At 69.0% G+C, this 13046-nt stretch carries 13 protein-coding genes and 2 pseudogenes; 10 read left to right on the forward strand and 5 right to left on the reverse strand.

Annotated features, from left to right (window positions below):
- Positions 1–10 precede the first annotated feature (10 nt).
- Positions 11–664, forward strand: coding sequence for a carboxymuconolactone decarboxylase family protein (locus AC27LF_RS26225; RefSeq protein WP_479664448.1), 654 nt, complete (start codon positions 11–13; stop codon positions 662–664).
- Positions 665–729: 65 nt separating this feature from the next.
- Here the strand turns inward: AC27LF_RS26225 and AC27LF_RS26230 are convergent, their stop codons facing one another.
- The 4 genes and pseudogenes from AC27LF_RS26230 to AC27LF_RS26245 all read right to left on the reverse strand — a co-directional run bounded on the left by AC27LF_RS26230 (position 730) and on the right by AC27LF_RS26245 (position 4354).
- On the reverse strand, positions 730–2025 hold the full coding sequence (locus AC27LF_RS26230) for a LuxR C-terminal-related transcriptional regulator (protein WP_479658689.1): 1296 nt from the start codon (positions 2023–2025) through the stop codon (positions 730–732).
- A gap of 602 nt (positions 2026–2627) precedes the next feature.
- Positions 2628–3047, reverse strand: a complete 420-nt coding sequence (locus AC27LF_RS26235; RefSeq protein WP_479658751.1) for an IS3 family transposase — start codon at positions 3045–3047, stop codon at positions 2628–2630.
- A gap of 3 nt (positions 3048–3050) precedes the next feature.
- Positions 3051–3257 (reverse strand): annotated as a pseudogene (locus AC27LF_RS26240) (PQQ-dependent sugar dehydrogenase); the annotation flags it as partial.
- Positions 3258–3451: 194 nt separating this feature from the next.
- Positions 3452–4354, reverse strand: coding sequence for an NADP-dependent oxidoreductase (locus tag AC27LF_RS26245; protein WP_479658690.1), 903 nt, complete (start codon positions 4352–4354; stop codon positions 3452–3454).
- A gap of 420 nt (positions 4355–4774) precedes the next feature.
- Here AC27LF_RS26245 and AC27LF_RS26250 point away from each other — a divergent pair, with 420 nt between their 5' ends.
- From AC27LF_RS26250 to AC27LF_RS26275, 6 genes and pseudogenes are all read left to right on the forward strand, one after another.
- Positions 4775–5329, forward strand: coding sequence for a hypothetical protein (locus AC27LF_RS26250; protein ID WP_479658691.1), 555 nt, complete (start codon positions 4775–4777; stop codon positions 5327–5329).
- Positions 5330–5393: 64 nt separating this feature from the next.
- Positions 5394–5947: pseudogene (locus AC27LF_RS26255) on the forward strand (ISKra4 family transposase); the annotation flags it as partial.
- A 59-nt stretch (positions 5948–6006) separates the two neighbouring features.
- Positions 6007–6138 (forward strand): hypothetical protein, encoded by a 132-nt coding sequence (locus AC27LF_RS26260; protein ID WP_487231276.1) that lies wholly within the window; start codon positions 6007–6009, stop codon positions 6136–6138.
- A gap of 76 nt (positions 6139–6214) precedes the next feature.
- Positions 6215–6958: an ATP-binding cassette domain-containing protein gene (locus AC27LF_RS26265; protein ID WP_479658693.1), complete on the forward strand. Its 744-nt coding sequence runs from the start codon at positions 6215–6217 to the stop codon at positions 6956–6958.
- Between the two features lie 2 nt (positions 6959–6960).
- Positions 6961–8178 carry a DUF7224 domain-containing protein gene (locus tag AC27LF_RS26270; RefSeq protein ID WP_479658694.1) on the forward strand — a complete coding sequence of 406 codons (1218 nt, stop codon included), beginning with the start codon at positions 6961–6963 and terminating at the stop codon, positions 8176–8178.
- A gap of 38 nt (positions 8179–8216) precedes the next feature.
- Entirely contained in the window at positions 8217–8822 is a 606-nt protein-coding gene (locus tag AC27LF_RS26275; RefSeq protein WP_479658695.1) for a hypothetical protein, read from the forward strand.
- Positions 8823–9245: 423 nt separating this feature from the next.
- On the opposite strand, the gene AC27LF_RS26280 is transcribed toward AC27LF_RS26275, so the two are convergent.
- Positions 9246–10004, reverse strand: coding sequence for an IclR family transcriptional regulator (locus AC27LF_RS26280; protein ID WP_479658696.1), 759 nt, complete (start codon positions 10002–10004; stop codon positions 9246–9248).
- Positions 10005–10391: 387 nt separating this feature from the next.
- On the opposite strand from AC27LF_RS26280, the gene AC27LF_RS26285 reads away from it, so the two are divergent.
- From AC27LF_RS26285 to AC27LF_RS26295, 3 genes are read left to right on the forward strand one after another with little or no spacing between them, the layout of a single operon-like run.
- Complete coding sequence (locus AC27LF_RS26285; RefSeq protein ID WP_479658697.1) at positions 10392–10970, forward strand: VOC family protein; 579 nt, start codon at positions 10392–10394, stop codon at positions 10968–10970.
- Complete coding sequence (locus AC27LF_RS26290; protein ID WP_479658698.1) at positions 10967–11944, forward strand: fumarylacetoacetate hydrolase family protein; 978 nt, start codon at positions 10967–10969, stop codon at positions 11942–11944. The genes AC27LF_RS26285 and AC27LF_RS26290 overlap by 4 nt, the downstream gene beginning before the upstream one ends.
- Positions 11944–13026 (forward strand): alpha/beta hydrolase, encoded by a 1083-nt coding sequence (locus AC27LF_RS26295; protein WP_479658699.1) that lies wholly within the window; start codon positions 11944–11946, stop codon positions 13024–13026. The genes AC27LF_RS26290 and AC27LF_RS26295 overlap by 1 nt, the downstream gene beginning before the upstream one ends.
- The last annotated feature ends 20 nt before the right edge of the window (positions 13027–13046 follow it).

A 13046-nucleotide genomic window follows, 5' to 3' on the forward strand; every position in this document is an offset into this window, starting at 1 on the left:
GGGGTGTGCCGTGGGTGCCGCATTTCCGGCGGCAGAAAAGGACGGCGTTTTCGGGGCCGGCGAGTGCGGCCGGGCAGTATCGGGGAACCAGTTCCTCTTTACCCGTGTCTGGGTTTCCTTTACCATTTTGGATATGGCCCGTGTTCCCTATCTCACTTCCTCCACCGCTTCCGAAACCATTGCCGAACCGCTGTCGAAGCTGCCGTCGCTCCACGTTTTCGGATTGATGGCCCACGCCGAGACCGCGTTCCGGCCGTGGCTGCGCTTCAGCGGAGCGCTGCTCAATCACCTCGCCCTGGACCCGGTGCTGCGCGAGCTGGCGATTCTGCGGGTCGGGCAGCTCACCGCCCGCTACGAGTGGGACCAGCACCTGCCCCTCGCGCTGGCGGTGGGCGCGACCCAGCAGCAGATCGACGCGCTGGACCGGGGTGACCTCGACGCGCTGGAGCCGTTGCCGCGCGCCGTGGTCGACTTCGTGACGGGTGTCGTGCGCGACGAGGTCGACGACGCGACCTACGCGACGGTCAGCGCGTTTCTGGACGACCGGGAAGTCGTGGAGCTCACGCTCGTCGCGGGCCACTATCTGATGGTGGCCCGGATGATGACGACCCTGCGCATCGACCCCGACCCGGCGGCCGGCGCGGACGCGCTGCTGCTCGGCTGACCCGGACCTCGATCACGGGCGCGGCCTGACGCCGGACCCGCGATCGGGGCTCTGGCGGTCGGCCGTCAGCCGGCGGTTCGCTGATCCGAGGTCAGACTCACCCAGGTGCGGGCCAGTTCCACCCGCGAAGAGACCTCCATCTTGCGGAAGATCTTCTTCAGATGGAACGCCACGGTGTGCTCGGAGATGTAGAGCTGGCGGCCGACCTGCACGTTCGTCAGGCCCTGGCTCACGAGGTCGGCCACCGCGAACTCGGTGTCCGTGAGGGAGCCGGTGCGGTGTCCGTCGTGGCGCATCTGCCGCCGTACGCGGCCCGACCGCACACCGAGTTCCCGCAGCTTGCTCGCGACCCGGGCGAGGTCGCGGGTCGCACCGGCCCGCTTGTAACCGGCGGCTGCGCATTTGAACTGTTCGACGGCGCGATCCTGGCCCAGGTGCAGCGAGGCCCACGTCTGGGCCAGGTCTTCGGCGGCCGACGCCGACGCCCAGCCGTCCGAGTACAGTTCGCAAGCGGCGCGCAGCCTGTCGGGATTCCTTTCGAACAGCCCCTTGGCGTGCAGTGCCGCCGCGTGGGGCGAACGAAAACCCCACGACTTCACGGTGAGTGATTCGGCTCGCATCACACACTTGAAGGCGAGCCGCTCGTCTCTGATGCTTCGCGCGAGGCGGACGAGCCACGCCGCGGCGGCGGGCTGGGACGCGAGGAGTTCCTGTGTCAGCTGGTCGTCGGAGATCAGGCGCTCGACGAGGTGGCGGACGCAGGCCGGACCACCGTCGGCCTCGAACGCCTGGGCGGCGGCCCACACGCACTGCCCGCGCATGTGCGCGGTGCGGCCGAGCAGAGCGTCATCGCCCAGGTTGCGCGCGAATCGCAGGCCGGTCGACGTGGCGGACTGCCGGACGGCGCTCAGCGCCAGGACGACGTGCAGGTCCGGCAGCAAGGCGTAGGCGCCGACCCCTTCGACCAGCCCGAGGCCGACGTTCGCCTCGGCGAACGCGCTGCCGGCGTCACCCGACGCGAGCGCGAACTCGGCGCGGCAGGTGGTCAGCGCGGCGGAGACATCCGCGTCGTCGGTGACGTCGTACGAGGTGGTCAACTCGTCGAGAACCCGCGTGGCTTCCGGGAGTTCGCGGACCCGGGTCAGGAGCCGGGCGTGCCAGATCTTGGCGAGCCTCGGGTCGTTCTCGTCGTCTCCTGGTGTGGCGGCCAGCTCGATGGCCCGGCGGACCTCCCCGGCGAGCCAGGCGGACAAGGAGCGTGCGAGCGGGTCGTCTCGCTGGTCGTCGGCCGCGGTGGCGGCAAGACCTTCAGGCGGTGTCTGGGGTAGCTGGGTGTGCAGCTGGCAGCGGCTATAACGCATGACGCCCATCTACCTTTCTCTGAAATTTGGGTACCGTGCGCGTGAGTGCTTCGAGCGGTCGTTTTTTACTCACCTGAAATTTCCGATCCGCAGTTCTCTGCAATTCGCTACGTCGCGTCAGGCGCCATTGTCGGACTGAGCCGGCCGCGATGTCCGGCGGGTGGTTCTGCCGGCGTCTGCGCTCACGGTTCGTGGTGCCTGGCTACGACGGACGCCGTCTGAGTACAGAGGGGAGGCGGGGGACGGACGACGCCGAGGCCATCCTCCCCCTGTGCGCCGTCATCAACAACGGCGAATTCGAGAACTACTGGCGCTTTCTTACCTACTTGTTGGCGCATACAATTACGTCCCAGGCTTGGTACGGACGAAAAGGCATGGATGTCGGCCTCGGTCCTTCTCGGATCTTGGACGAGGGCAGGGGGACATCGAAGGGTGCGGCCCGCCATGACCATGTGATTCCACGGTCAACTCGGTGTTGGAGTTCGGGAGTTGTACACGCCAGCGAAACTCCCCTGGCTCCTGGAGGCGGTCGGCGCCGTGCCCGGCCCGTGTTCTCCGCACCTGGTCACGTACGCCCTCCGGATGCTGCTCGGCCTGGTGGCTCACGGGGGTGAGGCAGCCGAGCCGTTTCTGGATACGCCTGCTGTTGTAGAAGCCGTCGATGTTCCCCTCACGGTTTGGGAGATCATGGTGAGGTTGGTGACCCACAGCCGGTTCGGCGCGCTCGCGGTGAAGCCGCGCTCGTCCAGGCCCGGCGCGGGCGTGGCCGTGGGGGCGCGGCGCGTGAAGCCCTTGCGGCGTGGGCTGATGCCCGCGATGCCGGCCTCGCGCATCAGATGTTCGCCCCGTTTGCGGGCGACATGGACCTCGCGTTTGAGGACGGCGTGCACGCGCGGCGAGCCGTAGACGCCACAGGACTCCGCGTGGATCTCCTTGATCCGCCCGGTCGGCTCGACATCGCGGCGCTGCCGTCCGCCCGGCCCGCGCTCGGCGCGGCGCCGGCGGTACCCGCCCTCGCACAGGCCGTCGGTGAGTCCTTCGACGAATGCGGCGTGCCACGGGTTGCGCAGCCCGTACGCCCAGATCTCGCCCTTCGCGTCCGCGTCGTCGACGAACGGGTTGTCCGGCGGGGTCGCGTACGGCTTGCCGCCACGCGGATCGATCCGCAGGAGCTTGCCGAGCGGCGTCGCCGTCGTCACAGCGAGGGAAGTGACGAGGCAGATGGCGCCGATGACCGCTGCGCTTCGGGTGCGAACTTTCACCGTGGCCGTGGACGGGGGAGGCCACCCGGCTGCTCGGCCAGGTTCAGGTGGTATCGCCCGTGGCGGCACGCAACCCGGGCGGGGGATGGTATGCCACTGGCCTCGATGACTCGGCCCGGTATCGGGTTCCGGCAGGGAGCGTGACAAGTCCCTTTGAAGACCGGTCAGTCCACGAGTAGCACGAGTTTGCCGCGCACGGTCCCGGCTTCGCCAACGCGGTGGGCGTGGGCCGCCTCGGTCAAAGGGAAGGTCCGGCCGACCTGGATGAAGAATCGTCCCATTTCAACCATTTGAGCGACCTGGGCCAGCGCGTAGGTCGCGCGGCCGGTGTCGCCGCGGCTGAAGCGGACGCCCGTCTGCTGCGCGCCGCGGAAGTCGGCGACCGTGATCACGCGCTCGGGCGCACCCGCGAGCTCCACGAGTTCGGGAAGCACGCCGCTGCCGGCGACGTCCAGTGCGAAATCGACACCCGATGGCATGCTCGTCCGGACGCGTTCTGGCATCCCGCCGCCGTATGCCACCGGCTCAGCCCCGAGCGAGCGCAGGGCATCGTGCGTGCCTGGACTACCCGTGCCGATGACGCGCGCGCCGCGCTCAACGGCGAGTTGGACAGCGGCACTCCCGACGCTGCCGGATGCCCCGTTGATGAGCACGGTGCTGCCCGCTGTGACGCCGAGCTGGTCGAGCGAGCGCGCTGCGGTCTCGGCCGCCGCGGGGATCGCTGCAGACCTCGCATAGTCGAGCGAGTTCGGGATCGGGGCCCAATAGGACAGTACGGCCAACTCCGCTTGGGCGGCTCCGTAGGGTGAGGCTCCGAAGACCCGGTCGCCGACCGTGACGCCCGAGACGTCGTCGCCGATCTCGTCAACGATGCCCGCAGCCTCGTAGCCCAGGGTCTGTGGCAGTTCCTGGTCCATCAGGCCCTGGCGCTTTTTCCAGTCGCTGGCGTTGATCCCCGCGGCACGGACCTTGATCCGTATCTCTCCGGCACCGGGACGGGGATCGGGGAGGTCGACGATCTCAAGAACCTCCGGGCCGCCGAACCGGCTGAACTGTGCTGCCCTCATGACGCACTCCTTCCGCGGAAGAAGTGGCGGATCGTCCGATACCGCGTGTGCGCGTACTCCCTGTCCGGCCTTCTGCTCGGCCCCAGAGCACGTTTCTACTCCGATACATGAACTCTACGTCATGACCGCCCCCACGTGGCGAGCCGGCTCCGGGACCACCTCGACCCACACAGCCCCGCCAGCTCCCATGCCTGCGGACAGGAGCAGGTACGGCTGTGGAGAACCCACGAGATCCCTGCTCTCGCCCCGGCTTCAGACCCCGACTCCACACGGCGGTCGTCCGGACTTCTTCCCAGCGGGGAGCAGGGGCTCCAGCTTCGCCCACTGTGCATTCGTCACATCAAGATCCACTTCTGAAGCACGCCCTAGCATGACCGCATGACGGACCCAGTTCCCACCACGGTCTCCAGCCCGGTCCGCGTGGACTACCACACGTTCGAACTGACCGACTCCGGCAAACGGGCACCAACGGGGTTCGACACGTCGAACGGACTGGTCTTCTCCCTGCCCGGTCAGGCCGTGATCTGCACCGGCACCAGCTCGGGCTGGGTCAATGTGGCCGTCCAGGTGCGTCGGCATCCGCCCGCCCAGGTGGATGCCGACGCATGGGACGACATCATCGATCACAGCATCGAAACTGCCACGGGTGCCCTCCGCGTCACGAGCGTCATGGCCGACGCCCCGGACCTGCCTCAACTCACACCCCAGGGGCCTGGAACCTATCGTCTCCGGGTGCATGCGCGGGGCCGGGACATCGCCCCCGACGGTGTCGCCGACGAACCCGTAGAGGACTACCTGCTCATCATCTGGCCGGCCGATCCGCAGCCGGACGCGATCCACAAACAAACAGACAGCTACGGCGCTGAGCTCCGAGCCCAGCCCAGCATGCCGGCGCCCGCGCCGCCTGGAGACGACGCCGGAGACGAAGTCCGCCGGCGCGCACGCGAGCGGCTTCACCGCCGCCGCACCCCGTAGGACTCGCCGAGGTTGCCGAGGACGCGGTCCTGCTGCGGCGCCGGTCGAGGCCGTGGATTTCCATCGCTTCGAGGACGCGGTGCGGGCGAACGCGGGCCAGCCGGTGATCACCGGTCCGGAGGGCGGACCAAGCCCTGGCGGGAGAAGGGCCATCGTCGCCTGCTGACCTGTGCGTTCGGGCCGGTGAGCGGGAGCCGGATCGCCTACCGCGGCCGGGGCGTCGCCAACGTACACCCGGCGGACGAAGCGTTGTCGCTGCCCGCCGGCCGGCACTCCCGCGGACTCGCCCGGCTCGCGGCCCTGGAAGCGGTGCGAGGCTCGTTCGACCAGGCCGCCGCCGCGATCGAGCGACGATGCGGAAAGTGCTGGGCAAGCGCCGCCTCACAGAACTCGTGGTCGCCTCCGCCATCGATATCGCCGCCCACTATGCAGGGAAGATCCCCACCCGGTGCACCCGCGAGATGCCCCTGGTCGTCCAGATCGACGGCAAGGGGGTGGTGATGCGCCCCCGCGGCCCTGCGCGAGGCCACCCGCCGGGCCGCGGCCAAGAGCGCGGCGGCCGGACGCCGCGGACACCTGGCCCGGGCGAGAAATCCAACCGGTTCTCGGGCTGTGACTTCGGGGGACCCTCCAGCGTGACCCTTGAACTCGATCGGGTCAGAGACCTCCTCCCGGACGTGAGCCACGGCACGCGGAGCAACACCTGCAACACGTCGAACTGGGGCGAGATCAAGACGAGCGGACAGTTCTCCTCCATCTGCATCGGCTCGACTAGGCTCAACGTCAACAGGGTTGTCACCAACTACTGACAAGCCATCGGACCGTCGGCGGCCCCCGGTTCTTCCGGGGGCCGCGCCTCTCACGGGAAGTCGACAGCAGGCCAGAATGACCATCCACGTCTCGCGCTGTTCCTTCGGATACCGGCGCCGGGATCTCGTCCTCGAAGACCTGACGCTCGACCTGCCGCCAGGATGCGTCGTACTCCTGGGGCCGAATGGCGCCGGGAAGTCGACGTTGCTGTCGATCCTCGCCTCCGCGCTCAGGCCCCGCGCGGGCAGTGTGACGCTCGGCGACCTCGACACCCGAAGGCGGGGCGATCTGAAGCGGTATCGACGGCAGGTCGGCTGGCTGCCGCAGCAGGTGACTCCCGTCCCGGGGCTGCGGGTCAGGGAGCAGGCGGCGTACGCCGGCTGGCTGAAGGGCCTGTCGCGGCGGGACGCATGGGACAGTTCTCTGGAGGCGATCGAGCGGGTCGGACTGGGCGAGTTGGCCGAACGCTCCGCCGCCCAGCTCTCGGGAGGCCAGTTACGGCGCCTCGGTATCGCCCAGACGCTGGTGCACTCGGCGCGGGTGGTGCTCATGGACGAACCCACCGCCGGCCTCGACCCGACACAACGGAAGGTGTTCCGCGCCCTCTTGGACGACCTCAAGGACCGGGCGAGCTTCGTGGTCTCCACCCATCAGACGGAGGACCTGGCGGACAGCTACGACTCGGTCGTCCTCCTCGACCAGGGACACATTCTCTTTCAGGGATCCACCGCTTCTTTTCTGGACCTCGCGCCCGGTCAGGTCGCGCAGGCGCGCCGGGCCGAGGCCGCCTACGCCGGCCTGGTCGAGGAAGAGGTGTGAGCATGCCGTGGCGCATCGTGCTGCGGGTGTCCGTCGCCCCCCGCATCGGCGTTCTGCTGATCCTGTGGCTGCTCGCCTACAGCGGCAATGTCACCGAACTGGTCACCGACGGGTACTGGGAGTCGGTTGCCGCGCAAAGCGCTTCTCTGCTGGTCTGGACGGCACCGGCCGTGGCCGCCTGCGGCGCTTGGGAAGGGCTGCGGGTCCGGCAGTCCCGGGCCCTGCAAGCGGCACCGGCGCGGACCTTCAGCAGCGTGTCACTCGCCGCCCTGACACCCACACTCGTCCTGGGAGCCCTTGCGGTGGTACTGGCCCTCGGCCTGCTGCTGCCGCAGGCCGCAGGCGCTCCCGGCCGCGGCGTTGTGGCCGTACTCGGTCTGGAATTGCTGGTCGTCGCGGCGCACACCGCCGTCGGCTATGTCATCGGGCTCCACCTGCCCCGGCTGCTGGCCGTTCCCGTGGCGCTGGTGGGCAGCTTCGTGTGGATGGCCTACCCGGCGGCGATGAACGTCTTCTGGGTCCGGCAGTTGAACGGCACGAACCTCGCCGAGTGCTGCGCGCTCGACCAAGTAGCGGCACCCCGCAGCATTCTGGCCCCCGCGCTGGTTTCGATCGGGCTGCTGCTGGCCGCCCGGCTGGTGACGGTACGGCAGTGGGGGATGCGGGCCCTGGCCCCGGTCGTGCTGGCCGTTGTGGTGACCGTCTCGGCATGGATCGTCCATCCCCTCGGGTACAGCGCGGCCGAATCCCGTCCCACCGCCTCGCGTACCTGCTCGCACACGCAGCCACGAGTCTGCCTCTGGCCCGAACAGGAGCATGTCGCCGCGGACATCATCGCATGGGCGACGGACGCACACACCCGGCTGGCCGCCCTCGGTGTCCCCACCGCTCCCGAGCTGTCGCCATGGTCGACCATGCCGACTTCCCATGACATTCGCTCACTCGTCGCACTGAGCGCTGTGCCCCAAGACATTCCGGCATGCGCCACGTCCGGTGAATGGCCGGGAAACGAGGCTGTCGGGCCGCTCCGTGTCTGGCTCAGCCTGACCGCAGGAGCGGACTCAGAGGTCGTCGCGTCCCGTTACGGACCAGAGGAAGTCGAGGTCGCCACCCGCGTTCTCGCACGTCCCCGGCAGGCCCAACTGGCCTGGTTCCAGCGGAATGTGACGACGCTCTCTCGGTGCGACAAGCAGCCTGTACTCGACCCAGCCCGCTTCTGAGCCCGCCACCAAGAGCCAACCGACAGAGGGAAACAATCATGGACTGGTGGCTTCACGTGCGCCGAGTACCCGCGGTCTGCGCCGCCCTCGCCGCCTGCCTGGTCCTCGGCGCCGTCGCCGATTCCATCCAGGTACCCGTGCCGGTCGTAGTCGGCGGACTCTCCTTCGCGTTCCCTCTGCCGTTCCTGCTGCCGCTCGCACCGGTGTGCCTCATCCTGTACGGGCAGTCCCGCGGTGGCAGCGCCATCGAAGTGACCGCCGTGCGACCTGCACGGCTGTGGGACACCGGGTTCATGACGGCCTGCACCGTACTGATGCTGGCCGGAGGCTGGCTCGTGTCGTCCATGACCGGCCATATCCTCGCCGCGGGCATGGCCCGCAACTTCCTGGGCTACCTCGGACTCGCCCTCCTGCTGCGCACCCTCACCAGCCTTCGGATCGCGGCCACGAGCGTCACGCTCTTCCCGATCGCCTGCGCAGCCTTCGGCGTTCACCACGGGACCCCTGCAAGCTGGGCATGGCCACTCCACGAGCCCACCTACCTACCGGCATTCATCGTGGCTGTCGTCTTGGGGACCGCCGGACTGGCCGCTGCCGTTCTCCCTTTCTTCCCCGCCCGCCAGGCTCAACCATCGGAGCAATGACCTCAGCTTGACTCTGTCGGGGATCTTGGAATTTCCCGGTGCGCCAGCATGATCAGCGAGCGACGGGCTGTAGTGCGCCAGGGATTTCGCTGGCCGGTACCCGCGCGACGGACGCCCTGGCATCTCGCCGGCCCAACTGACCCCTGTGTGTGTACTGCAGTTCCTGCTCGGTCTCGCAAGGAGGGTCTGCCGTCCCGGTGTCAGGCGCCGTCGGCGGCTGGCGGTCCGCTGCCGGTGGGCGGTCGGCGGGCGAGGAAGAGTCAGGCCGAGCCGGACAGGTCGATCGCTGACGGGTACACCAGCACCGAGGCTCCTGGCGTTGTGGTCGCTCTTGGCCGACACCCGTCCACCAGCAGCTTCGCCTCGTCCAGCAGCCAGCCCTCAAGCCTCACCCACCGCCGGGACGGAGGGCTCAGTCGCTCCCTAACCGAGCCGCGCGCCGAGTTCGGTGGCGGCGGCGACGACAGCGCCGCTGAGGAGGGCGAGTTCCGCGCCGGCCCGCCTCGCCGGGCCGGATACAGACAGCGCACCGCAGGCCACGCCCTGCCGGTTCCGTACCGGGGCGGCCACCGCGCAGAGGTCCCACTCGCTTTCCTCCATGTTGGTGGCGTAGCCGGTCTCCCTTACCTTCTGGAGCTCGGCCTCAAGCGCCCGGCGGGTGCTCACCGCGCGCTCGGTTCCGCCTCGCAGCCGCGCGCCCGGATAGCGGCGCCGCAGCTCTTCGCGGGGAAGCTCGGCGAGCAGTACCTTCCCTGCGGCAGACGCGTGCGCCGGGCCTCGCTGCCCGGTACGCACCCCGGCACGGATCACCTGCTGGCTCTCCACACCTTCGACGAAGACGGTCTCTGTGCCTTCCAGCACGAGCAGATGCGCGGTCTCGGAGGTGTCCTCGACGAGCTTTTCCAGCAGGGGACGCGCTTCGTCGCGGAGGGCGACCGCCCCCATCACGGCGATGCCGAGCCTGACCAGGGCGGGCCCGGCTCCGTAGCCCTTGGTCTGGGGGTCCTGGCGGAGCAAGTCGCGGGCCTGCAGGGTGGTCAGCATCCGATGAGCGGTCGACCTGGCCACTCCGAGTTCGGCGGACACGTCGGTAACGCGCAACGACGGGTTGTCCACCAGCATCAGCAGGATCCGCGCGGCGTTGTCGATCGATTCCACCGGGTAAGCGGCCGGCACTGCCACAACCCCTCCATCCCGCCGTCGTCACTTCGGCGCGGCTGTTCTGGTGATCAGAATGTCGATTTCGCCTGCCAGAATAACCGCAGTCCCCTCTCGACGTCGCGGCGGATCTCGCGAATCAGCCCGCAGCCGTGTTGGTGGTGTGTCACGGCGCCGCCTCAGGCGCCGGAGCCGCCTTCGAGCAACTTCCGCGAACGGGTTGCGGCAGGTTCTTTCCGCCGGTCGGGCATCACCGCCGTGGCCGCCATCCCGCCGATGTACCGCCTCATCTTGTTCTGCTGGGCAGATCACCTGCCGTTCAGAAGAACAACACCGTTGACCACATTCAGAGGGTCGAGTTACTGTGCAGAACATGATCTGTCTTGCAGAACGCTACCTCGGAGGAGCGCCGTGACGACTCCGACACCGTCCGTCGCGGAACTCGGCCATGTCGGCCTGCGCTGTCACGACGTGAGCAGGCAACTCGCGTTCTACACCGAAGTCCTCGGACTGACGGTCACCGACCACGACGAGCGGCTGGGCATCTGGTTCCTGTCCGCCCGGCCGGACACCGAGCATCACGAGCTGCTCCTGGCCGAGGGACGGGACGCGCCGGTCGGCACCAAACTCATCCAGCAGGTGTCGTTCCGGTGCGCGCGCTTCGAGGACGTCCTCGGCTTCCATCGGCGTTTCCGGGAGCACGACGTCCGGCTCGACATGATCGTCTCGCACGGCAATGCCGTCGGCGTCTACTTCTACGACCCGGAGGGCAACCGGTGTGAGGTCTACTGGCAGACCGGGTTCGTGGCACGGCAGCCCTTCGTCGAGCACATCGACATCGAGACCGACCCCGAGGAGCTTCTGGACGCCATCCGGGCTTCGGTCGAGCGCCACGGCGCGACAGGTTTCACCGAGGAGACTTACCGCGCCTGGACGCGCGAGCAAGCGATGCTGGCCGACGGCGCCGCAGCCAGGGAGGCAAGGCAGTGAAGTTCGTTCGCTACGCGGACGGGCCGTCCTCACGCGTCGGCGTGGTGAACGGCGACCTGGTCCGGATCATTGACGGTCTGGCAGACCTGCTGCCTCTCATCGAGGCCGGCGAGGCCGAGCTGCTCGCGGCTGGACGGACCGCGCTGCGGCGCGGCGCGACCGTGCCGCTGCCGGACATCGTTCCCCTGTCGCCGATCGCGACGCCTCCGACCGTCCGCGACTTCTACGCCTTCGAACAGCATGTCCGGGCAGGGCGCGCCTGGCGGGGCCTTGAGATGGAACCGGACTGGTACGAGCTGCCCGTCTTCTACTTCTCCAGCCCCTACGCCGTGATGGGCTGCGGGCCGGTGCCGATGACGCCGGGTGCGGAGCGTTTCGACTTCGAGCTGGAGGTCGCCGCGGTGGTGGGGCGCGGCGGTCGCGACCTGACCGCCAAGGACGCCGAACACGCCATCGCCGGTTACTGTGTGCTCAACGACTGGAGCGGCCGGGACGTGCAGCAGCGCGAGATGAAGCTGTCGATGGGACCGGTGAAGGGCAAGGACACCGCGACGAGCCTCGGCCCGTACTTCGTGACCCCGGACGAGATCGCCGACTTCCGCGAGGGCAACGGATACCGCCTCGACATGACCTGCACGGTCAACGGTGCCTCCTACTCCCGCGCCGTGTGGTCGGACGTCCACTGGTCGTTCGGCGAGATGATCGCCTACGCCTCCCGCGGCGCCGAAGTGAGGCCGGGCGATGTGATCGGCTCCGGCACCTGCGGCACCGGCTGCATCCTGGAGCTGTCCCGCACTCACGACTCGGCGGCCTACCCCTGGTTGCAGCCGGGCGACGAGGTCGTCGCGGCGATCGAAGGTCTCGGCGAGTTGCGTAATACCGTCACCGAGGCGGCGCCGGTCATTCCGTTGCGGCCCCGCGCGGCAGGGCAGGAGGACGGAACACGACCGGGCTTCACCGACGGAGCGCGCTGATGGACGCTCCCGTATCGGCGGAGGACCCGGCCAAGCTGCGGGCCGCGTTGCTGCGTGCCATGCCGATGTCCCGGATGCTCGATTACGGCATGGATCACGGAGACGCGGTCCACCTGGCCGATGCGTGCGCCTCGGAACCGTGGCACGAAGTCGCGACTCGCCTGGCCGAGGCGCAGTTGACCCGCGCGGAGACGGCCGCCGACCGAGGCGATGCCGAGACCGCGGTCGCGTGCTATCGCCGGGCAACGGCCTCCCTGATCTTCGCGCAGATGGCCTTCAACACCGACCACCCGGCCAAACGCGCGCTCTACGACCGGCTCACCCGGGCCTACCAGGCCGCGGCCGAACTCGATACCGAGTTGCGCGTGGAACGGCTGTCGATCCCGTTCCGGCAGAGCCACTGCACCGCCTGGCTCGTCAGTCGCTCCGGCGATCGCCCCGGCCCCACGGTGGTCATTGTCGGCGGACAGAGCGGTTGGGGCCCGGCCTTTCATCAGCAGGCCGAAGCCCTGGCCCGGCGGGGACTGTCCGCTGTCCTGTTCGAGGCACCGGGCCAGGGCGAGACGCGCATGACCGGCGGACTCCACCTCGACAGGAACGTCGACCGAGCCTTCAGCGCCGCCCTCGACGCCGTGCGTGCCCGTACCGGCTGTCACGGCCCGTACGGGGTGTGGGGAAACAGCTTCGGTGGACTGCTCGCCGCCCGTGCCGCGGTCCACGACAGCCGTTTCGGCGCGTGCTGCGTCAACGGGGCCGGCGCGAAGCCGGAGCCACTGCCGTTCCGGACCTCACGCGAACAGTCTCGGGCGCTCCTGGGCGTCGACACCGACGACGAAGCCGCGGCAGTCCTCCGCACCCTGTGGCTCGACCCGGCGGTCGAGCGCACGAGCGCCGCGATGCTCGTGCTGCACGGCGGCAACGACCCGCTGGTCAGCCTCGACCAGCAGAAGGCGTTCCTCGACCTGTCGGCGCGTCCCACCCTGCGGGTCTGGGAAGACGGCGACCACACCCTGTACAACCACTCGGCCGAGCGCACGGAGTTCGTCTGTGACTGGTTCCGTGCCCAGCTCGGCCGCGCGTGACCCACAGACCACACATCCGA

This window comes from Streptomyces diversicolor, from assembly GCF_057537855.1.